At 60.2% G+C, this 20,524-nt stretch carries 16 protein-coding genes and 1 pseudogene; 11 read left to right on the forward strand and 6 right to left on the reverse strand.

Annotated features, from left to right (window positions below; all coding sequences use genetic code 11):
- Nucleotides 1-15: 15 nt before the first annotated feature.
- From bcsA to FHT84_RS03675, 4 genes are read left to right on the forward strand one after another with little or no spacing between them, the layout of a single operon-like run.
- The gene (bcsA, locus tag FHT84_RS03660; protein WP_145644278.1) at nucleotides 16-2,205 is read left to right on the forward strand and encodes a UDP-forming cellulose synthase catalytic subunit; all 2,190 of its coding nucleotides are present in this window, start codon (nucleotides 16-18) and stop codon (nucleotides 2,203-2,205) included.
- Nucleotides 2,205-4,736 (forward strand): cellulose biosynthesis cyclic di-GMP-binding regulatory protein BcsB, encoded by a 2,532-nt coding sequence (locus tag FHT84_RS03665; RefSeq protein WP_183760820.1) that lies wholly within the window; start codon nucleotides 2,205-2,207, stop codon nucleotides 4,734-4,736. Before bcsA ends, FHT84_RS03665 begins: the two co-directional genes overlap by 1 nt.
- Nucleotides 4,733-5,782, forward strand: a complete 1,050-nt coding sequence (locus tag FHT84_RS03670; RefSeq protein WP_113250289.1) for a glycosyl hydrolase family 8 — start codon at nucleotides 4,733-4,735, stop codon at nucleotides 5,780-5,782. The genes FHT84_RS03665 and FHT84_RS03670 overlap by 4 nt, the downstream gene beginning before the upstream one ends.
- A complete protein-coding gene (locus FHT84_RS03675) occupies nucleotides 5,773-8,196 on the forward strand; it encodes a cellulose synthase (protein WP_183760817.1) in 2,424 nt (807 codons plus the stop codon). Before FHT84_RS03670 ends, FHT84_RS03675 begins: the two co-directional genes overlap by 10 nt.
- Nucleotides 8,197-8,244: 48 nt before the next feature.
- On the opposite strand, the gene FHT84_RS03680 is transcribed toward FHT84_RS03675, so the two are convergent.
- The 5 genes from FHT84_RS03680 to FHT84_RS03700 form a co-directional block, all read right to left on the reverse strand.
- Nucleotides 8,245-9,165 (reverse strand): SMP-30/gluconolactonase/LRE family protein, encoded by a 921-nt coding sequence (locus tag FHT84_RS03680; RefSeq protein ID WP_112345122.1) that lies wholly within the window; start codon nucleotides 9,163-9,165, stop codon nucleotides 8,245-8,247.
- Nucleotides 9,166-9,196: 31 nt separating this feature from the next.
- Entirely contained in the window at nucleotides 9,197-10,147 is a 951-nt protein-coding gene (locus FHT84_RS03685) for an ABC transporter permease (protein WP_112345123.1), read from the reverse strand.
- Nucleotides 10,144-11,088 carry an ABC transporter permease gene (locus FHT84_RS03690; RefSeq protein WP_112345124.1) on the reverse strand — a complete coding sequence of 315 codons (945 nt, stop codon included), beginning with the start codon at nucleotides 11,086-11,088 and terminating at the stop codon, nucleotides 10,144-10,146. Before FHT84_RS03690 ends, FHT84_RS03685 begins: the two co-directional genes overlap by 4 nt.
- Nucleotides 11,085-12,575, reverse strand: coding sequence for a sugar ABC transporter ATP-binding protein (locus FHT84_RS03695; RefSeq protein WP_112345125.1), 1,491 nt, complete (start codon nucleotides 12,573-12,575; stop codon nucleotides 11,085-11,087). The genes FHT84_RS03690 and FHT84_RS03695 overlap by 4 nt, the downstream gene beginning before the upstream one ends.
- 81 nt (nucleotides 12,576-12,656) lie before the next feature.
- The gene (locus FHT84_RS03700; protein ID WP_112345126.1) at nucleotides 12,657-13,673 is read right to left on the reverse strand and encodes an ABC transporter substrate-binding protein; all 1,017 of its coding nucleotides are present in this window, start codon (nucleotides 13,671-13,673) and stop codon (nucleotides 12,657-12,659) included.
- A 298-nt stretch (nucleotides 13,674-13,971) separates the two neighbouring features.
- Here FHT84_RS03700 and FHT84_RS03705 point away from each other — a divergent pair, with 298 nt between their 5' ends.
- The 3 genes from FHT84_RS03705 (at nucleotide 13,972) to FHT84_RS03715 (ending at nucleotide 17,569) form a co-directional block, all read left to right on the forward strand.
- Nucleotides 13,972-15,210 carry a sensor histidine kinase gene (locus tag FHT84_RS03705; RefSeq protein WP_112345127.1) on the forward strand — a complete coding sequence of 413 codons (1,239 nt, stop codon included), beginning with the start codon at nucleotides 13,972-13,974 and terminating at the stop codon, nucleotides 15,208-15,210.
- Complete coding sequence (locus FHT84_RS03710; RefSeq protein WP_112345128.1) at nucleotides 15,207-15,938, forward strand: response regulator transcription factor; 732 nt, start codon at nucleotides 15,207-15,209, stop codon at nucleotides 15,936-15,938. The genes FHT84_RS03705 and FHT84_RS03710 overlap by 4 nt, the downstream gene beginning before the upstream one ends.
- Nucleotides 15,939-16,039: 101 nt before the next feature.
- On the forward strand, nucleotides 16,040-17,569 hold the full coding sequence (locus tag FHT84_RS03715; protein ID WP_112345129.1) for an altronate dehydratase family protein: 1,530 nt from the start codon (nucleotides 16,040-16,042) through the stop codon (nucleotides 17,567-17,569).
- 11 nt (nucleotides 17,570-17,580) lie between these two features.
- On the opposite strand, the gene FHT84_RS03720 is transcribed toward FHT84_RS03715, so the two are convergent.
- Complete coding sequence (locus tag FHT84_RS03720) at nucleotides 17,581-18,576, reverse strand: GntR family transcriptional regulator (RefSeq protein ID WP_112345130.1); 996 nt, start codon at nucleotides 18,574-18,576, stop codon at nucleotides 17,581-17,583.
- 124 nt (nucleotides 18,577-18,700) lie between these two features.
- On the opposite strand from FHT84_RS03720, the pseudogene FHT84_RS31340 reads away from it, so the two are divergent.
- The 4 genes and pseudogenes from FHT84_RS31340 to FHT84_RS03740 form a co-directional block, all read left to right on the forward strand.
- A pseudogene (locus FHT84_RS31340) lies at nucleotides 18,701-18,829 on the forward strand (proline racemase family protein); the annotation flags it as partial.
- 26 nt (nucleotides 18,830-18,855) lie between these two features.
- Nucleotides 18,856-19,842 (forward strand): GlxA family transcriptional regulator, encoded by a 987-nt coding sequence (locus tag FHT84_RS03730; protein ID WP_113250290.1) that lies wholly within the window; start codon nucleotides 18,856-18,858, stop codon nucleotides 19,840-19,842.
- A 50-nt stretch (nucleotides 19,843-19,892) separates the two neighbouring features.
- Nucleotides 19,893-20,240 (forward strand): DUF488 domain-containing protein, encoded by a 348-nt coding sequence (locus FHT84_RS03735; protein WP_112345132.1) that lies wholly within the window; start codon nucleotides 19,893-19,895, stop codon nucleotides 20,238-20,240.
- 72 nt (nucleotides 20,241-20,312) lie between these two features.
- The coding region (locus FHT84_RS03740; protein ID WP_183768547.1) for a transposase at nucleotides 20,313-20,524 on the forward strand (212 nt) is incomplete at its 3' end.

Here is a 20,524-nt window from a genome sequence, read left to right on the forward strand (position 1 = left end):
TTTGAAGGGACACCGATGCACACAGCACGCAGCATCTTGATATGGGCCGTGATAGCGCTATGCGGCATCGTGCTGATCACATTGCCGGTCAACCTTCAAACCCAGCTGATTGCCGGCACGGTGGTCGTTACCATCATGGCCATCATCAAGGTTCTCAAGCGTCAGGGAACATGGCGCCTGGTCGCCCTCGCCTTCGGCACCGCCATCGTGCTGCGCTATGTCTATTGGCGCACCTCCTACACGCTGCCGCCGGTCAACCAGCTGGAAAACTTCATCCCGGGCCTGCTGCTTTATCTCGCCGAAATGTACAACGTCGCGATGCTGATGCTCAGCCTCTTCATCGTCGCGACACCCCTGCCCCCGCGTACCGCACGCGCGGCAAAGACACAGAACTTCCCGACGGTGGACGTCTTCGTACCATCCTATAATGAAGACACCAACCTGCTTGCCAATACGCTCGCCTCGGCCAAGGCGATGGACTATCCGCCCGACAAGCTCAGGGTTTGGCTGTTGGACGACGGTGGTACCGCGCAAAAGCGCAACTCGACGAAGGTTCTGGAATCACAGGCTGCGATCGCACGCCACAATGAGCTCAAGCAGCTGTGCGACGATCTGGAAGTCGAATATCTGACACGCGAGCGCAACGAACATGCAAAGGCCGGCAATCTCAACAACGGGCTGGAGCATTCGAACGGCGAATTGATTGCCGTCTTCGACGCCGACCACGCGCCCGCTCGCGATTTTCTACGCGAAACGGTCGGATATTTCGAGGACGATCCAAAGCTCTTCCTCGTGCAGACGCCACATTTCTTCATCAATCCGGATCCGCTGGAGCGCAACCTGCGCACCTTCGACAACATGCCGAGCGAGAACGAGATGTTCTACGGCATCATTCAGCGCGGCCTGGACAAATGGAATGCGGCCTTTTTCTGCGGGTCCGCCGCCGTGCTCAGCCGCCGGGCGCTGGAATCGCAAAATGGCTTCAGCGGCATCAGCATCACCGAGGATTGCGAAACCGCGCTTGCCCTGCACGGGGCCGGCTGGAACAGCATTTATGTCGACAAGCCCCTTATTGCCGGCCTGCAGCCGGCGACCTTTGCAAGCTTCATCGGCCAGCGCAGCCGCTGGGCGCAGGGCATGATGCAGATCCTGCGCTTCCGCTTTCCTCTCCTGAAGCGCGGCCTGACGCTGCCGCAGCGCCTCTGCTACATGTCGTCGACGCTCTTTTGGCTCTTTCCGTTCCCGCGCGTCATTTTCCTGTTCGCGCCGCTCTTCTATCTGTTCTTCGACCTCGAGATCTTTACGGCGTCGGGCAGCGAGTTCCTCGCCTATACGCTTGCCTACATGCTCGTGAACCTGATGATGCAGAATTATCTCTACGGCTCGTTCCGCTGGCCATGGATTTCCGAGCTCTATGAATATGTCCAGACGGTGCATCTATTGCCTGCCGTCGTTTCGGTCATGCTCAATCCGCGCAAGCCGACCTTCAAGGTCACTGCCAAGGACGAATCGATCGCCGTCAGCCGGCTCTCGGAGATCAGCCGTCCGTTTTTCGTCATCTTCGCCGTTCAGATCATCGCGCTGGCGGTCACCATATACCGCGTCTATGCGGAACCTTATAAGGCGGATGTCACGCTCGTCGTCGGTGGTTGGAACCTCATCAACCTTATCCTGTCCGGCTGCGCACTTGGCGTCGTCTCGGAACGCGGGGAGCGCGCCTCCTCGCGGCGCGTCAGGGTGGATCGGCGCAGCGAATTCGGGACCGACGGCAACTGGAACTCCGCATCCATCGAGGATGTTTCCGTCCATGGCGCCAGGCTGAACGTCTTCAACAGGGGGATGGAACCGATCAAGGTCGGTTCGGAAGCCACCATTCGCTTCCAGCCCTATAGTGGCGCCGACATGGTGACCTTGTCGGTCGTGATCCGCAATATCGAACAAACGGGCGATATCACGGCCGTTGGATGCCAGTATGTTCCGAAGGGCGCGGCCGACCATCGCCTGATCGCCGATCTCGTCTTCGCCAATTCCGACCAATGGACGAAGTTCCAGCAAGCGCGACGGCGCAATCCCGGCATCATCCGGGGAACGATCTGGTTCCTGAGCCTGTCGTTCTATCAGACCAGTCGCGGTTTGATCTACCTTTTCAGGGGCGTCGGCTCGGATCGCACCCAGCAGCGGCAGGAGGCGAAGGCGAGAAGCTGATGAACCGTATCCTGTCCACCCTTATCCTTCCTGCTCTTGCTATTCTCCTTGTTCTCTGGGGCCCTGCGGCCGCGCAGGCGCAGACCGCCCCCTTCGACATGTCGGGCGAGCGGCCCAAAGACGCATCGCCGACGGTGCCGCAGATCACTACACCCCGCACGACAGTACCACAGGCCGAACGGCCCAAGACGACGGCGCCTTCAGCCGCAATTCCTCCGGCCGTTGTACCTAAGGCCATTGCTCCACCGGTTACCCAGCCCCTGGTCGTGGCGCCGCCCGCCGCCATGCCGCAAACCGCTGCGCCGCAGGCCACAACGCCCGCCGCCCCGGCGCAGACAAGCCCACAGACAATGCCGAAGGCAAAACCGGCAGCCGCTGTCGCACCCACGCCATTTCGGCGTTATGTCGTTCCCTTCGCCAAATTGCGATTGGAGGGGGAGGCCGATCGCAGGTCCTGGTCGATCTATCTGACGCCGGAACAGGCAGCCGCACCGGCGAGATTGAGCTTTGCCTATCAGAACGCCGTCGTCGTTGCTCCGGAGGCATCGCAGCTTACCGTCCTCTTGAACGATCGCGTAGTCCACCAACAGCAGATCGGCTCTTCCGACAGTGAATCGGATGTCACGTTCGACATCCCGCGCGGGCTCCTGCAACCCGGCGCCAATCTGCTGATCTTCGAGGCGGCGCAACGCCACCGCGTCGATTGCGATATCCCCTCGACCTACGAGCTCTGGTCGGACATCGATCCCGCGAGAACCTATCTGAGCTTCGCCAGCAGTGAGGCGGAAAAATTGTCGACGACCGATGCAATCCGCGCGATCGGCGTCGACGGAGCCGGCAAGACGCAGTTCAATCTTGTCGTGCCGGCGCTCGCACAACCCGGAACGACCAAGCCGATCCTCCGTCTCGCACAGGGCCTTGCACTCCTTAGCGGCATGCCGAACGAGATCTTCTCGTTCGATACGGACGCACTGCCCCCGCCCGGTTCCGGCAAAATGGCTGTTATCGTCGGCACGCCGGCGGAATTGCAACCGATCTTTGCCGTTCCGGCCTCGGCGCAGAATGGAGCTCTGGCGACGTTTGCGACCGATCCGCGCAGCGGTCAGCAGCTTTTGCTTATCAGCGGTCCATCCTGGCAGGCGATTTCCTCTGCGATCGATATGGTGGTTTCTCCGACCGACCGAGATCCCGATACCCGCCGGGATGTGCTGGTGACGCAACGATGGTCGGCTCCGGATGCGCCGCTGATCTACTCCGGCGCCAGCCTTTCCTTCGAGCAGCTGGGCATCAAGACCACCGAATTCTCAGGGCGGCGCTTCCACACCAGCTTCAATGTGGCAATTCCATCCGATTTCTATGCCAACGCCTATGGGGAAGCCACCATCCTGCTTGACGCAGCCTACGCCAGGGATGTGCGGCCGGGCAGCCATATCGACGTCTACGTCAACGGCAGCATCGCCACGACCAAGCCGATCACGGCGACCGGAGGCGGCATCTTCCGGCAGTTGCCCGTCCGCATCACCATGCGCCATTTCAAGCCGGGCCTGAACACAATCACACTGGAAGCCATATTGCTCGCAGACGAGGATCGAGCCTGTACGCCTGCGGCAACATCGAGCACGACACCGCGTTTTGCATTGTTCGATACCAGCCAGTTCCGCGTGCCGGATTTTGCAAGGGTCGCACAGCGGCCCAACCTTGCCGCGTTTGCCGGTACCGGCTATCCCTACAATCGCAGCAGTGAACCGACCGCACTCTTCATCGACCGGGCGGATGCCGACACGCTATCTGCGGCCGCGACACTCCTCGGTCGAATGGCGCTCGTTGCCGGACATCCCATCGGCGTGGACCCGACGGTCTCCTCAAACACCGTCGGGTCCAGCAATGCGCTGTTCATCGGCTCCGTCTCGCAACTGCCCTCGACGGTCCTCACGCAAATGAACATCGCCTCATCGACCCAGGTGGCATGGCGCCCGCCAGCCCCGGGGCAGACCGGCACGCCGGAGGCTTCCGTGACGATCGCCGATTGGCGCTCCCGTATCAGCGGCGGACTGCTGCAGGGGCAGATGGAACATTTCCAGCAATGGATGCATCGCAATTTCGATATCACGCTGAGCTCGCTGCGCTTCATGCCCAGCTCGGAGCAGGTGTTCACGCCATCGAACGCCAACAGCCTTCTGATCGCCCAGGAGGCAAATCCGACCAATGATGCAACCTGGACCGCCGTGACCGCACCGAGCGCCCAAGACCTGCGCTCCGGTGTCGAGGCAATGACCATGCAGAGCACCTGGCCTGAGATCAGCGGTCGCATCACCGTCTATTCCGGCAAGACCGGAAAGATCGATACGGTCCCTATCAGCCGCTTCACCTTTGTCACAACCCAGCCCTGGTCGCTGACAAACTATCGATTGATCGCTGCAAACTGGCTTTCCAGCAACATCCTGTCCTACGCACTTCTTTTTGTAGCCGCCTCTTTTCTGCTCGGCGTCAGCACGGCGAGCGTCCTTTCCAAGATCGGCAGGCGTGAATGAGAGGCTGGCGCTCCCTTCTTGCGATCTGCACCGCAACCGCCCTGATGGTGGCCCAACCGGTCGCCGCTCAGCGCGCAGCGATCGATGCGCAAGCCTGGGCTGCCTATAAAGCGAAGTTTCTCGATCAGAACGGCCGTATCATCGACAATGGCAATAATGGTGTCAGCCACAGCGAAGGGCAAGGCTACGGTCTCCTTCTTGCCTATCTTGCCAATAGCCAGGCTGATTTCGAGCAGATCTGGTATTTTACCCGCACGGAACTCCTGCTCCGCGACGATGGTCTCGCCGTCTGGAAATGGGATCCGGCGGTCACACCTCACGTCACCGACACGAATGACGCCTCCGATGGCGACCTGTTGATCGCCTATGCCCTGGCGCTTGCGGGATCGGCCTGGGACAGGAAGGATTACCTGCAGGCGGCGGCGAATATGGCCAAGGCAATTCTCTCGCATGTAGTCGTCAATTCCGGAGGGCGGACGCTGCTCATCCCGGGTGTGGATGGGTATCTGCCGCCTGGGCGCAAGGATGGCCCCGTCATCAATCCGTCCTACTGGATCTTCGAAGCGTTTCCCGTCATGGCCCTGCTGGCGCCTTCCGATCGCTGGCGGAAGCTGAGCGACGATGGTCTGGCCCTGCTGCACACGATACAGTTCGGCCCACGCAAGCTCCCGGCCGATTGGATCAGCCTGAGGGCCAAGCCGGAGCCCGCCGACGGCTTCGAGGCGGAATTCGGCTATAATGCCGTCAGGATCCCGCTCTACCTGGCGCGAGCTGGCATAGACGACAAAGCCCTGCTCACGCGTCTGCGGCAAGGCATGAGTGTCGAGGGAGATGTGCCGGCGACGATCGACCTTACAACCGGCAAGCCGAAGGACCTGCTTTCCGATCCCGGTTATGAAATTGTTAACCATGTTGTGGCGTGTGTGGTGAACGGAACAAAACTGCCAGCTTCGGTCAGGCAGTTCGCACCATCGCTTTACTATCCAGCCACCTTGCAACTGCTGAGCCTGGCTTTCATCGCGGAGAAACACCCGGAGTGTTTATAAAGTCCACCTTGATCATGGCTTTCATGGCCGTCGCCATGGCGGGGTTCACGCTCGCGACGAAGGATCATGACTCGCCTGAGGACAAGATCAGGCTGGCAAAATCCAGTCGCCTGGAACCGCAGATCGCGCTCGCTGGGGAGATGGCGCGGGGCGACACCCCCGAACAGCCTGTCGACCTGCGGGCGCTTGCCGATCACATACAGGCAAACGCGCCTTCTGCGGTTCTCTCCGAGCCTTCGAGCACGCAGCAGGCGGGCTCGGCCGAACCGGACGTCGTCGCACAGACCACGCCGCCATCGCAATCACAGCCGCAGCCATCCTCGCAGCAACAGGGCGAGGCTCAACCAGGCAGTAACCCGCCCAAGGTGGATGAAAGCGCATTGCGCTATTTTGCCAGCCGTGGCGACAAGGCAAGGCTACAGGCCGAGATCTCGCGCCTGCAGGCGCTCTATCCCAATTGGACGCCGCCCGCCGATCCGCTGGCCGTCCCGCAAAATGGCGACAAGCAGCTCGAGGCCATGTGGCAGCTCTATTCGGAGGGCCGCTATGCAGAGGTGCGCAAGGCCATTGCCGATCGCCAGACGGCCGAAACCGGCTGGCAGCCGCCCACTGATCTCCTTGAGCGCCTCGAGATAGCGGAAGCCCGCACCCGCCTTGTCAACGCCTCCGACCTCAAGCAATACGCGACCGTGATCGCCGTCGGCGCCAATACGCCAAGCCTGCTGACCTGCAGCGACATCGACATCCTCTGGCGCGTTGCCGAAGCCTTCATCCGCACGGATCGCGCCGCGCGCGGCCAGGATGCCTACAAATATATTCTAAAGACCTGCACCAACCCGCAGGAAAGAATTGCCACCATTCAGAAGGCCGCGAGCCTGCTGTCGTATCAACCGATGCAGGAGCTGCTGGCGCTTGAAAAACCCGACGGCAATGGTGGGCGGGAGTTCGACAGCATAAGGATCGATCTTGCCCGCCGTTTCGTGGCCCAGGGCAATGAAGACCCGAAGCTGACCATTGCACAGGATTATCTGTCTCAGGTCGAGCGTATCGCCCGCAGCCAGGGCCTGGCATCGGATGATGCGCTCCTCGGCTGGTACTATCTGCGGCGCAGCAACTACGGCGATGCGGAACAATGGTTCAAAGCAGCACATGAGAAAAAGGATTCCGCAACGATCTCGCAGGGCCTGGCACTGGTTCTGATCGCCGATCACAAGCCGCAGGAAGCCGAAGACGTCATGTACAAATGGCGCAACGAATCCAAGGATGCGATGGCGACGTATCTCGCTGCGACCGCCAATCTGATGGCCTTGCAACCGCCCGCCAATCTTGGCGAGGACGTGCTGCAGCGTGTTGCCGCTGAGATCGTGAAGGAGAAATATGTGCCGACGGCGCAGCAATTCGGCTGGTATGCCCGCACGCTCAATCAGCCGCAGGCGGCCGCCCGCTGGTTCGAGACGGCGCTGCGCTGGAAACCGGATGACGAACCTTCCGCCTATGGCCTCGCAATCACACGCGATCAGTTGAATGACCGGCAGGGTGTCGCCGAGATCCAACGGCTTTGGGCCGGCCGCTCGCAGCGCATCGCCGTTCTCGGTGAGCCGGCGCCGCGCGCACCTGCCTCGGCACCATTGCCCTCTCCCAACCAGGCGGCGCAGACAATACAGCAGGCATCACCGCAAGGAACGTCCCAGACAACACAACAGGGTAGCCCGCAATATACAGCGCCGGTCACTCCTCAAGCGGCGACTCAAGCCCCCATGGCGCAATCTAACGTCAACGCGCCGAATGCCACGCAGCCGCTCACGCCTGCTCGTCGAGCCCCGTCCGTCGACTATGCCGAACCGACACCCCGCACGAGAACGGCTGCGCGCGCAGCGCGACAGCCGTCCGGATGCGCGACCACAACCAATGCAGAGCTGCTCACACCGGCCAATGCCTTGTCGCGCGGCTGGTGCCTGATGAACCTCAATCGGCCGATGGAGGCGGTGGAAGCCTTCGGCGTCGCGTTGAACAATGCCGATCCCAAATCCCGGGAAGAGGCCGCCTATGGCCAGAGCCTCGCCTATCTCCGCGCCGGCCTCGCCAACAATGCGGCCGTTGCCGCGACCAAGGCCTCGATGAGCCACCAACGTGCCGCCGAACTGCAGGTGGCGATACTCTCCGATCGGGCATTGTCAGCCTTCTCGGGCAAACGCTATCACGAGACGCTGCTCTATCTCGACCAGCGCGCGCAACTGCAACAGGAGCGGGTCGATCTCATGGTGCTACGCGGATACTGCTATCTCAATCTCAAAATGTACGACGACGCCGAACGCATCTTCACCGCCGTCGCCGCCACCGGCAACCGCGACGGCAGCCGCGGACTTAGAGACCTCATGCTCGCCAAGCATCCGCAGCCGGGGGGGGATTATTGAGGCCAGCGGTATCACCAGCCCCACTGGCAAGCACAAACAAGTGCGCCTTCACGGCACCTGCGCCCCGGTCGCCGTCGTGTAGATCCGATAAAGCGATTGCGTCGCAGTGATAAACAGCTGATTGCGGCGCGGACCACCGAAAGTCAGATTGGCGACCGTCTGGGGTATTTTGATCTTGCCGATCAGGGTGCCGTCAGGCGCGACGCAGTGGATGCCGTCGCCGGCACTGGTCCAGATGTTGCCATCGATATCGGCGCGGAAACCGTCCGGTATGCCGGTATCGATGTTGCAGAAGACCCGGCCGTTTGCGAGTTTCTTCCCATCGACGACATCGAAGACGCGGATGTGGCGCGGGGCGCTGATGTCGTGGCTGGCGGCGGAGTCGGCAACATAGAGCTTCGTCTCGTCGGGAGAAAATGCCAGGCCGTTCGGCTGGCGGAAATCGTCGACGACGACGTCCAATTCGCCTGTCAACGGATGAAGCCTGTAGACGTTGCGGGTCGCCTGCTCTGGCTCCGCCTTGTAGCCCTCGTAGTTCGACAGGATGCCATAGGTCGGATCGGTGAACCAGATGGATCCGTCGGAACGAACGATCACGTCGTTCGGCGAATTCAGGCGCTTGCCCTTGTAGCTGTCGGCAAGCACCGTGATCGAACCGTTGATTTCCGTGCGTGTGACCCGGCGGCCACCATGTTCGCAGGATATCAATCGCCCCTGCCGGTCGCGCGTGTTGCCGTTGGCGAAATTCGACGGCGCGCGGAAGATCGAGACGCCGCCGCCCGGCACCCAGCGCAGCATGCGCTCATTGGGAATGTCGCTCCAGATCAGGCATCCGGTATCGGCAAACCAGACAGGTCCTTCCGCCCAGCGGCAGTCCGAATAAAGCTCCTCCAGCCCGGCACTTGGAACAATGAGGTTCCGGAAACGGGTATCGTAGATTTCGTAAAGGGACGAGGAGTCGTTCGACATTTGATTGTCCTAAAACTGCTGGAGAACAGTGTCAGCGCCCGCCGATGGGGCGGCCGCCTGCAACGAGAATGACGGCAATGATGATGAGGCCGGTCAGAATGAGCCTCGGCCCGGCGCCGAAGCCGTAGGTGTTCAGCATCGAGACCACCAGGAACATGAAAAGCGACGCGCCCCATATGCCCGGCACGTTCGAATCGCCGCCGGCGACCGCCGTTCCGCCGATGATAACGACGGCGATCGACATCAGCAGATATTCGGCCCCCATGTTCAAAGCGGCGCCGCCGGAAAAACTCGCGAGCAGATAGCCGCAGATCGAGGCGAGCACAGCGCAAAGCACATAGGTTGCAAGCCGTGTTCCGTCGACAGGAATGCCCGCCATGCGCGCCGCGAACATGCTCTGCCCGATTGCCGATATCCAGCGGCCATAGATCGTCCGCTCCAAAAGCACCCAGGCAACGACCGAGAGCAGAAGAGCGACAATCGCGACATTCGGCACACCGAGGAAACCGGACGTGGTGAAATCGGCCAGTTGATCCGGCGGCTTGATGCGCAGGCCGCGATTGCTCCAGATGGCGGTCGACTGGACGATGAAGCTCATCGAGAGTGTCGCGATGATGGGCGGGATGCGCAAAAGCTTGATCAGGGCATAATTGCCGATACCGATGCCAAGGCCAATGAGGATCGACACCAAGAGACCGGGCACGATCATGCCGTCCTCGACATTCATCAGCTTGAGCGCGACCGTGCCGGCAAGCGTCATCGTGGCAGGTACCGACAGATCGATATTGCCCGGTCCGAGCGTAATGACGAACATCTGGCCGATGCCGACGATCACGGAAAAAGCGGCGAAGGTCAGCGCTGCCTGCGAGAGGCCGATGGAGCTCGCGCCGCCCGTGAAGAGCACGGTGACGAGCCAAACGATGATGGTGGCGAAGAAGGACCAGATCCAGGGCTTCCGGCCAAGCACGCGAAAAGCGATCATGATTGTTTCTCCCGCTTTTCAACGCGGTTGAGCAAGAGCCGTAGCGCCAGCACGATGATCAGGATGGCGCCCTGGGCACCGATTTGCCAATCCGGCGAGATCCGCAGAAACGACAGGAACGAACCTGCCAAGGTCAGGGTCAGTGCACCGATTACGGCCCCTATCGGGGAAACGCGGCCGCCTATGAATTCCCCGCCTCCAAGGATGACGCCGGCAATCGACAGAAGCGTATAGCGCAACGCGATATTTGCATCCGCCGAGGTGGTAAGCCCGACCAGCGCGATGCCCGATAGCACCGCAAAGAGGCCGGCCAGCCCATAGGCTGCCGCACGCAGGGCGACGACGGACCAGCCGGCCCGCTCAAGCGAACGTTGATTGCCGCCGACGCCACGGATCAGCACGCCGAAGGAAGAGCGCATGACGATCAGGTGGGACATCAGCGCGATGACGACGCTCGCAACGATCGCCATAGGAACCAACGGTGGCTTCGAGGTCATCAGCCAGCGGGCCCAGTCGGGCGCCGTGCCACCCGGCGCGGGAAGCAGCAGCACCGCAAAGCCGCCCCAGACGAAGCTCATGCCGAGGGTGACGACGATCGACGGCAGGTCCCTGACATAGATGATCACCCCTATGATGGCGTAAACGGCGATTGCCGCGGCGAGAATGAGGATGCCCAGGAGCGGTGACGAATGAAGATAGGTCGCCGCCACGCAAGCGGTGAAGCTGACGAATGTTCCCATCGACAGATCGAGATCGTTCACCGACATGATCATCATCTGGGCGATCGTCGCGAGCGCAATCGGGACGGCGAGATTGAAGAGCAGATTGAGCCCGATATAGCTCATGGCCCGCGGCTGGAGATAGAAGACCGCGATCAGCAAGACAGCAAGCGACAGCGCGGGGATAAGCAGGCGCAAGGTGGTGGACGATGGACGGATCATGCGCCCTCTCCGGCAAAGGACGCTGCCAGCACGTTTTCCTCCGTGATTTCCTCTCCGACCAGTTCCGCAACGATGACGCCGTCTCGAAAGACATAGGCACGGTCGCAAAGGCGGATTTCATCCATTTCAGTGGAGTACCAGATGAAGGTCCGGCCGGCTGAAGCCTCATCGTTCAGGATGCGATAGACCTCCTGCTTGGTACCGATATCCACACCGCGCATGGGATCATCCATCAGCACGATCGGTGCCGTCGTCGCAAGCGCGCGGGCAAACAGGACCTTTTGCTGATTGCCGCCGGACAATGACAGGATGCCGTTTTCCATCGTTGGCGTGCGGATTTCGATGCGACCCTTCCATTCGGCTCCGAGGCTTTTCTCACTCTCCTTGTTGACGAGCGACATCTTCGAGAGATCACCGAGCGATGCGATGCTCAGGTTCTTCAAGATGCTCCACAGAGGAAAGGTTCCGTTCAGGCTGCGATCGCCGGCGACGAAGGTAATATTCTCCCGCCTGCCCGGCAGCCAATTGCCCGACAAGGAGCGATGGAGATCGAGCAGCATGTCGGTTTGGCCATGACCGGCAAGTCCGGCAAGTCCGACAACCTCCCCCTTTCGGACCTCGAAGGTCAGGCCCCTGCCCCTGCGCGACGGCAAGGTGAGGATGGGAGGTGTAGCGGTACGCTCCTCATTCCCGTGCTTGCGGTCTTGTTCCTTGACGACGCTGCCCATGGCCTGGACAAGGCTTCGGACATTAAAGTCCTGGGCGGCGCGATCGGCGACGACGCGGCCATCCTTCATGACGAGAATGCGGCTCGCCGTCGAAAGAATCTCGCCGAGAATATGCGAGATCAGCATCACCGCGCCGCCTGCCTGCACGAATGCCCGCACATAGGTCATCAATTGCTCGGCCAATCCGGCATCCAGCGATGAGGTCGGCTCGTCGAGAATAACCAGCTTCGGCTTCTGACCGACGGTGCAGAAGGTGATCGCAATCTCCACCATCTGCCGTTCGGCGATGGAAAGCTCACCGACGCTGCGCATAACATCGATCTTGTGGCCGGCAAAAATCTCGTCGAGCTTGGCGCGTACGATCCCAGCCGCCTGCCGGCGCCAGTTCCAGCCGGAAAGACCGTGATGAACGACCCGCATGTTCTCGACAACGGTCAGATTGGGAGCAAGAGACAGCTCCTGAAAGACACAACGAATGCCGTATGCCCGTGCGGCATTGATGCCGTGCGCCTTGTCGTTGCCGTCGTAGGTAATCGTTCCCTCATGCGGGTTAAGACCGCCATTGATGACGTTGACGATCGTCGACTTGCCGGCACCGTTGTGACCGACAAGGCCGATGCATTCGCCGGCGTGAATGGTCAGATCGGCACCATCGAGCGCCTTCACCGCGCCGAAATGCACCTTGATGCCTCTCGCCGAGACGACGGCATGCGGCTCGGTGTCTTCCTTCATCGAACTATTGTCTTTGACTGCAATCATGGATCGTCCGGCCGGGCGTTGTATCCAACCGGCGCCGCCCTCTATCGGCGGCACCGGCCTTCATTTGCTTGTCGATATGGATTACTTCGCTGCGGCGATGACCTTCTTGGCGTCATCGAGCGTGTATTCGACATTGGCGACGCCTCCCGCCTGCGTGGTGGCCAGGCTGGCTTCGAGATTGTCCTGATCGATGCGCAGGAACGGCACGACCAGATCTTTCTTCACTTGCTGACCGTCGAGGATCTGCTGCGCCACCCAGAAGGCAAGCGTCGAAACGCCGGGGGCGATCGAGACGGACATGGTTTCATAACCACTGGCATCCTTCTCCTTCTTCCACCAGGCAAGCTCGTCCTGACGATTGCCCATGACGATCGTCGGCATAGGGCGCTTGGCAGCGGCGAATGCCTGTGCAGCACCGTAGCCGTCGCCGCCCTGCGTCACGACCGCGGCAATATCCGGAAGGCTCGGCAGGATGCCGGCGACGGCGCGCTGCGCGACGTCCTGCGCCCAGTCGCCGTGCACGGAGCCGACGATTTTGAACTGCGGATATTTGGCGGCAGCCGCATGGATACCGGCGGAAATCTCGTCATCGACGGAAACGCCGGCAAGGCCTCGAATTTCGAGGACGTTGCCGCCCTTGGGCATCTTCTTGGCGAGATACTCGATCTGGCTGGCGCCCATGCCCTTGAAGTCGACGGCGATGCGCCAGGCGCAGGGTTCGGTGACGATGCCATCGAAGGAAACGACGACGATCTTGGCATCGCAGGCTTCCTTGATCGCACCGTTCAGCGCCGTCGGCGACGCGGCGTCGATGACGATCGCGTCATAGCCCTGCAGGATCATGTTCTGAATCTGCGCTGCCTGTTCGGTTGCCTGATTTTCCGCCGTCGTAAACGGATCGGCGGCAGCCACCACGCCGGCTTTCACGGCTTCGCCCGTGACTTTCTGCCAGCTGGTCAGCATGGCCTGGCGCCAGGAATTGCCGGCGTAATTGTTCGACAACGCAATTTTCTTGGATGATGTATCAGCAAAAGCGGAACCCGGCACGGCAACGCAGGCGATGACGGCGGATGCCAGCAGCATCTTGGCAATATTCATATTTTCCTCCCAATGAGCCCGTACTTCCTCTTCCAGGCCAAGATTTTCGAGCGCGCTCCTCAACGAACGACCGAAAATAATATTTGCACTGAAGGTTCCCCTGTCAGTACAAACAGGATGTCCGAGATTGTTTCGATTGTACAGGCGCTTAAGCTGCGGGACCTTGCGGGATCCCGCAGAAAAAATGCGCAAGCCCGCAGGACGAACGGCTCGGATCGGCGCTTAATAGCGTCGGAAATCCTTATGCTGCGATCGACCGGAGGAGAAGCGGTCGACGCATTGCCTGGGAGGGCGTGCCTTGCGCGATCTGGCGCCGCAATCGGTCTTCGACCACTATCTCAACATATCGAGGCTACTCGCCGGCCAGCTCGACTTTCACTCCGTCATCCGAGCAGTCGCAGCCGAAATCAGCCACGTGATCCCGCACGATCATCTCGACGTCTGTATCCTGCTGGTGGACGAGCAATTTCACACGGCCTACGAGAGCGGGCTCGAAACCGATTGGGGACGCCGGTTTCCGGCGCCGGTCAGCAACAGCCCCATCCGCACGCTTCTCTGGGGCGAGAGCGATTATCTGCTGACCGACGATGCCTGGAGCGACCCGCAGTTCCATTTCCAGGGCGCTTTTTCACACCCGATCTTTCACCAATCGCTGCATAGCCGCGTGCACGTACCACTGAAAGTACAGGGGCACGTTATCGGCGCGCTTTCCTGCTCGAGCCATCAGACCGGCTTCTACACCATGCAGCATGTCGAAAGCGCCCGCGTCATTGCCGATCTGCTGGCACCCCATTTCTTCGCCATCCGTGCCGCCGACCAGGCTAAGCTCTCGGCCATCGTCGAAGCCGAAGCCCGCGCCCGCGAAGAAGGTCTTCGCCTCGGTGCCCTGAAATTGACTGAGGCATTGGAGGCCGAGCGGCAACGTATCGGCATGGATTTGCACGATCAGATTCTGGCCGATCTGACCCGCCTCTCCCGCCGGCTGGAGAGGCTTGCCAGCCAGCCCGATGTCACCGGTGAGGCTCTTGAACCGCTTTTTCGCGGTTTGCAGCATAGCATGCACGATCTTCGCCAGATCATCGAGGAGGCCAAGCCCTCGGTCCTTCAGCTGTTCGGCTTTGCGCAAGCGGTGGAAAACCATCTTGAGCGGTCGATTCAGGAGAGCGGCGCCACTTTGGCCTGGACGCTGAAAGACGAGACCGGCGGCGCCATCGACTGCCTCGAACAGCCAGTTTCCATTGCCCTTTTCCGCATCGCGCAGGAGGCCATCAATAACGCCATACGCCATGCCCATGCCAGCAACATTGATGTTCACCTGAAAGCGGCCGGGGGCGCGGTGACCATTGACGTCACGGATGACGGTCTTGGACTTGGAAATGCCCGCAGGCCGTCAGGTGGCGGCATCGAAAATATGCGGACCCGCGCGCGGCTGATCTCGGCACGCTTTGCGATCAAACCGGCCGGCGCATCCGGAGGAACATTGGTCAGCGTCACCCTGCCCGCCAAGGCGCAGCCGGTGGGAGGAGCCGCGGCATGAAGGTTCTGATCATCGAGGACGATCCGCTTCATCGCTCCTATCTCAACGAAGCAATCCGAGCCGCACTTCCCGAATGCGATGGCGTGCTGGAAGCCGAAAACGGCAACAGCGGCGAACGGCTGGCGCGGGATTGCAAATCTGCCCATATCGTCATGGATCTGCAGATGAGCCAGCGCAACGGCATCGAGGCGGCGCGCACCATATGGAAGGAGCGGCCGGAGACGCGTATCCTCTTCTGGTCGAACTATTCCGATGAAGCCTATGTTCGCGGCGTCTCCCGCATCGTGCCGGCCGGTGCCGTCTATGGCTATGTTTTGAAATCGGCTTCAGATGACAGGTTGAAGCTGGCGCTGCGCAGCATCTTCATCGAGAGCCAGTGCGTGATCGACCGCGAAGTGCGTGGCATGCAGCAAAGAAGCCTTGGAAATGTCAACGGCTTCACCGAAGCCGAATATGAGATCCTGGTCGATATCGCACTGGGATTGACCGACCGCGCCATTGCCCAAAGGCGCAATCTCTCAGTGCGCAGCGTTCAAAATCGATTACAGCAGCTCTACATCAAGCTCGGGGTCTATCAGCCGCTCGGCAATCAGGACGACGACAGCCGTTTCAACCTAAGAGCCCGCGCCGTGGCCGTGGCGTTTCTCAGAAAGCTGCTCAATCATAGTGCTCTGGAGCGGGCGGAAACCGATCTTACCGGCTGGCTCGCCCGCCAGCCCCACGATTGAGTGACAGAATTTGCCGCCGGCGTCGATCACGCTTGACGTCTTCTACCGAATAATTGTCTATTGCTAGCAATAGACATTAATCCAACCATACGGAATTTCTCATGTCCGCCGTTTCGCCTGTCATCCTGCTCAATCCCATCGACGATGTCGCGGTTGCCCGCGTGATGATCCGCGCCGGCAGCGCCACCGGCATCGACGGCTTGATTGCTGCAGACCAGATCCCGCGCGGCCACAAGGTTGCAGTCCGCGACATCCAGTCGGGCCAGGAAATCCGCAAATTCGGCCAGCCGATCGGCGTTGCGACGCAGTTCATTCCGGCCGGCGGCCATGTCCATCTGCAGAACCTGGCAGTCATCGAATCCGAACACCCCTACCAGTTCAGCGTCGATATCGAAGAGACGGGCATGCTGCCGCGCGAGGACTGTCGGACCTTCATGGGCTTCGATCGCGGAGCAGGCGGTGTCGGCACGCGCAACTTTATCGGCATCATCACCACGGTGAACTGCTCTGCGACCGTCTCAAAATATATCGCCGAGCATTTCAATCGCACCGGAGGCCTGGACGGCTTCGACAATGTCGACGGCGTGGTGGCACTGACCCATGGCGGCGGTTGCGCCATCAATACCCAGTCTGAAGGCTATCGCTATCTCGCCCGCACCCTGCAGGGTTACGCCCGTCATCCGAATTTCGGCGGCATCCTGATGATCGGCCTTGGCTGCGAAACCAATCAGATCGCGCCCATTCTCGAACATTACAAGCTCGAGGAAGGAAACCGGCTGCGCACCATGACGATCCAGGATCTCGGCGGTACCCGCAAAACGATCGCGGCTGCTTCGGAAATGATCAAGGACATGTTGCCCGAGGTGAACTCAGCCAAGCGCACCGTTCAGCCCCTCTCGGGCATCAAGCTCGCCCTGGAATGCGGTGGCTCCGATGGCTATTCGGGAATTTCGGCCAATCCGGCGCTCGGCTATGCCTCCGATCTTCTCGTGCGCAATGGCGGTACATCGGTTCTGGCGGAAACGCCGGAGATCTATGGCGCGGAACATCTGCTGACGCGCAGAGCGGTCACGCCCGCAGTCGCCGAAAAGCTGCTCTCCAGAATTGATTGGTGGCGCGATTATACCCGCCGCAACGGCGCGGAACTCAACAACAACCCATCCTACGGCAACAAGCTCGGCGGATTGACGACCATCCTCGAAAAGTCGCTCGGTGCGGTCGCCAAGGGCGGCTCCATGCCGCTGAAGGCCGTCTACGAATATTCGGAGATCGTCGATGAACCCGGCTTCGTCTTCATGGATACCCCCGGCTACGATCCCGTTGCCGTCACCGGCCAGGTGGCCGGCGGCTGCAATGTGATCTGCTTTACCACCGGCCGGGGATCGGTGTCCGGATTCAAACCGGCACCCTGCGTCAAGATCGCCACCAACACCGAGATGTACAACCATATGCGCGAGGATATGGATATCAACTGCGGTGACATCGTCAGCGGCGACGACACGATCGAGGCGGCCGGCGAACGGATCTTCGAGGAAATCATCGCTGTCGCCTCCGGCAAGAAGACGCTGAGCGAAACCTTCGACTATGGCGACAATGAATTCGTTCCCTGGCAGGTCGGCGCCATTACCTGACGCCGTCAAAATCAGGTGATGAAGCTGTATTCGTCCGGCTGGTAGTGCTCGCGGATATAGGCGGCACGCGCCTGCACATTAGGCTGCGAATTGCTTATGTGATCGCGCATGGCTTTCCGCAGCCCTTGTTCGTCGCGCTTTTGCACCATCTCGAACACGCCGATATGTTCCGCAAGAAACGGCTCATGGTCCGGCCTCTTGATGCGACTACCGACGATGTGCTTGCTCAACGTCAGGATACAATGCGTCCGCTTCAGAATATTCAGGAATTCCTTGTTCGGACAGGCCTGCAGGCTGCGCAGATGAAGATCGAGCTCGAGTTCGTACATTGTCGAGGCCGTGACATCGGGATAATCCGCAAGCGCCTGCGACAGCCGCGCAAGCATCGCCTCGACGTGGTCGCTGGAAAGTCCATCCAAGGCGCTGGCGAGCGCCACCGGCTCGATCTGCTCGCGAACCTCATATAGGTCGCGGATGCGCTGAGCGTCGAGCGGTACGATCGACCAGCGAAAATTGTCGTCCTTCTCGGTAATGCCGAGCGTCTCGAGCTTTAGCAGCACATCGCGCGCCACCCCGCGCCCGACGCCGAAATGCCGCGCCAATTCGTTTTCATTGATGCGATAACGACCGAAGACGGAGCGATGGACGACGATGCGCTCGACATCTTCATAAAGCGCCTGCCAGGCAAATGCGGGCCTGCCGCTGTTTTCATCAAGCAAGTTGCCGAGATAATTGTCGAGCTTAACCCGTTTCGGCGGTGTTCCCGGCACCCCGACAATAAAGCCTCGGCCATCGAACCGGGCGATAAGACCATCCTCAAGCAGCAGCTGCAGCGCCTGGCGCACCGGCGCGCGGCTGCTGCCGACCAGGCCGGCAAGTGCCGCCTCCGTCACCACAAGTCCATCCGGCACGGCTCCCGCCAAGATCTCGGCCTTCAATCGCCCGTGAAGCTCCTCATAGAGCCTGGTCTTGCGCAGACCGCTGCTCTCCAAATGCGATACGCTCATATCGTTCCATGTTTCATCAAACGGACTACCATCATCGCTATCCACATTGCCTATTCAAAAAGGGAACGGCAATCCAATAGAGGCGCCGCCCGCTCCAAGCGGATCAAATCGTGCGAATTCGAGAGCCGAGGCCGACATCGGGCACTTCAAGGGCATCAAGCCGAGCGTTAGCGGATGCGCGCGGATCGTCGGTCACAATACGATCTTCGTCGACGATCGTTATCCCTTGGCGTATGGTTTCCAGATCAAGTAGAAGGGCTTGATCAGGCGAGGCATTAGATGAAATCCGGCAAGCATGAATTGAAGCATGGTCCTTTGAAGGTCGGATTTATTCTCGCGCGATCGTTTACCCTTTCCGCCTTCGCGCTGTTTATCGATACGCTAAGACTGGCGAGCGATGAGGCCGATAAGTCCGGCAGGGTCCTGGCCGACTGGCAGGTGTTGGGTAGCACACGGCATCTCATCACCTCCAGCTGCGGGGTTCAGGTCGCACCGACATCGGACTTTATCGAGCCGCGGGAGTTTGACTACATCGTCGTGGTCGGTGGACTTTTGAACACGGACATCACGATAGACAATCAGACCGCCGATTATTTGAAGAAGGCCGCGGCTCAAAAAATCCCGCTCATCGGCGTTTGCACCGGCACCTTCATTCTGGCGCGCCTCGGCCTGATGAAAACACACCAGACCTGCGTCAGCTGGCTGCACTACCAGGCCTATCGAGAGCAATTTCCCGACAATCCGGTTCGTTCCGACCGCCTGTTCAATCTCGATCGCAGCCGCGGATCGTGTGCCGGCGGAAGCAGCGCTGCCGATATGGCGGCCTTCCTTGTCAGACGGCATATCAGCAGGGATGCCGAACGAAATGCTCTAGAAGTGCTGCAGATCGAGCGGGCTCGATCCGGCCTGGATATCCAGCCGCGCAAGCCGCTCGCCATCGAATGCCAGGACCCGCGTCTGAAAGCCGTGCTCATCACCATGGAAAGCCATATCGAGGACGTCGTGCCGACCGAAGATCTTGCCGCGTCCGTCGGCCTGTCTCGGCGACAACTCGAGCGCCTATTCCTGGAGGAAATGAAGACGTCTCCCGGAGCTGTCTACACGCGCATTCGCATGGAGCGCGCCAAGCAACTGGTTCTTCAGACGCAGGCGCCGCTCATCGAAATTGCACTTGAAGTGGGCTTTGACAGTGCGTCGCACTTTGCCAGATTGTTCCGAAGGCTATTTGGGCAATCACCGACGGAGCTACGCCGCGCACAGGCATAAGATGCCTGTGGCGTTCTCGTGGCGACATCTGCTGAAGGCGGAGATCCGATATGTCCGTGCGCATCAAGCGAATTTATGAACCTGCAGACAAGCATGACGGCAAGCGTATCCTTGTCGACCGATTATGGCCCCGCGGCATAGCCAAGAGCGATGCCCATATCGACGTCTGGCTGAAGGACGTCGCACCAAGCGCTGATCTGCGGCGGTGGTTCGCTCACGATCCGAACAAATGGAACGAGTTTCGCCATCGCTATCAGGATGAACTCAAGAAGAACGCCAAAGCGGTGGATCAGCTTAAAGACGAGATCGGACAATCGACTGCGACGCTTCTTTACGGTGCGAAAGACAGCGAGCACAATCACGCCATCGTGCTCGTGGATTTCATCACCAAAGACTAACACTACTTTGGCAGATTAACCGGTCATTTACGATGATGGGCCATCTTGGGCACTTTCACAGGGGTGCGCGAGATGTCGGAACTGGATGTTGCGCTGGCAGATTGGCTGAAGCCGTTCGTCGAGAAGCTTGGTCACAAGAAGCGGCGGCAGATGTGCCCGGTCTATATTTCGGGCCTCATCGGACCTGGCGATCGCAAGAGTATCGAGCCGATGGCGGAACGTCTGGCACCTGATCGCTACGACCGCCTACATCATTTCATCTCGGATGGGATTTGGGATGCCGG

The sequence above is a fragment of the Rhizobium sp. BK289 genome (genome assembly GCF_014193575.1).
In the GTDB taxonomy this organism is placed as follows: Bacteria; Pseudomonadota; Alphaproteobacteria; order Rhizobiales; family Rhizobiaceae; genus Rhizobium; species Rhizobium tropici_C.

What these genes read in the sequence shown, in the direction of transcription:
- FHT84_RS03665 (WP_183760820.1), top strand. Translation starts at nt 2,205, where the DNA reads ATGAACCGTATCCTGTCCACCCTTATCCTTCCTGCTCTTGCTATTCTC.
- FHT84_RS03715 (WP_112345129.1), top strand. Translation starts at nt 16,040, where the DNA reads ATGTCCGCCGTTTCGCCTGTCATCCTGCTCAATCCCATCGACGATGTC.
- FHT84_RS03680 (WP_112345122.1), bottom strand. Translation starts at nt 9,165, where the DNA reads ATGTCGAACGACTCCTCGTCCCTTTACGAAATCTACGATACCCGTTTC.
- FHT84_RS03710 (WP_112345128.1), top strand. Translation starts at nt 15,207, where the DNA reads ATGAAGGTTCTGATCATCGAGGACGATCCGCTTCATCGCTCCTATCTC.
- FHT84_RS03670 (WP_113250289.1), top strand. Translation starts at nt 4,733, where the DNA reads ATGAGAGGCTGGCGCTCCCTTCTTGCGATCTGCACCGCAACCGCCCTG.
- FHT84_RS03690 (WP_112345124.1), bottom strand. Translation starts at nt 11,088, where the DNA reads ATGATCCGTCCATCGTCCACCACCTTGCGCCTGCTTATCCCCGCGCTG.
- FHT84_RS03730 (WP_113250290.1), top strand. Translation starts at nt 18,856, where the DNA reads ATGAAATCCGGCAAGCATGAATTGAAGCATGGTCCTTTGAAGGTCGGA.
- FHT84_RS03685 (WP_112345123.1), bottom strand. Translation starts at nt 10,147, where the DNA reads ATGATCGCTTTTCGCGTGCTTGGCCGGAAGCCCTGGATCTGGTCCTTC.
- FHT84_RS03700 (WP_112345126.1), bottom strand. Translation starts at nt 13,673, where the DNA reads ATGAATATTGCCAAGATGCTGCTGGCATCCGCCGTCATCGCCTGCGTT.
- FHT84_RS03735 (WP_112345132.1), top strand. Translation starts at nt 19,893, where the DNA reads ATGTCCGTGCGCATCAAGCGAATTTATGAACCTGCAGACAAGCATGAC.
- FHT84_RS03695 (WP_112345125.1), bottom strand. Translation starts at nt 12,575, where the DNA reads ATGATTGCAGTCAAAGACAATAGTTCGATGAAGGAAGACACCGAGCCG.
- bcsA (WP_145644278.1), top strand. Translation starts at nt 16, where the DNA reads ATGCACACAGCACGCAGCATCTTGATATGGGCCGTGATAGCGCTATGC.
- FHT84_RS03720 (WP_112345130.1), bottom strand. Translation starts at nt 18,576, where the DNA reads ATGAGCGTATCGCATTTGGAGAGCAGCGGTCTGCGCAAGACCAGGCTC.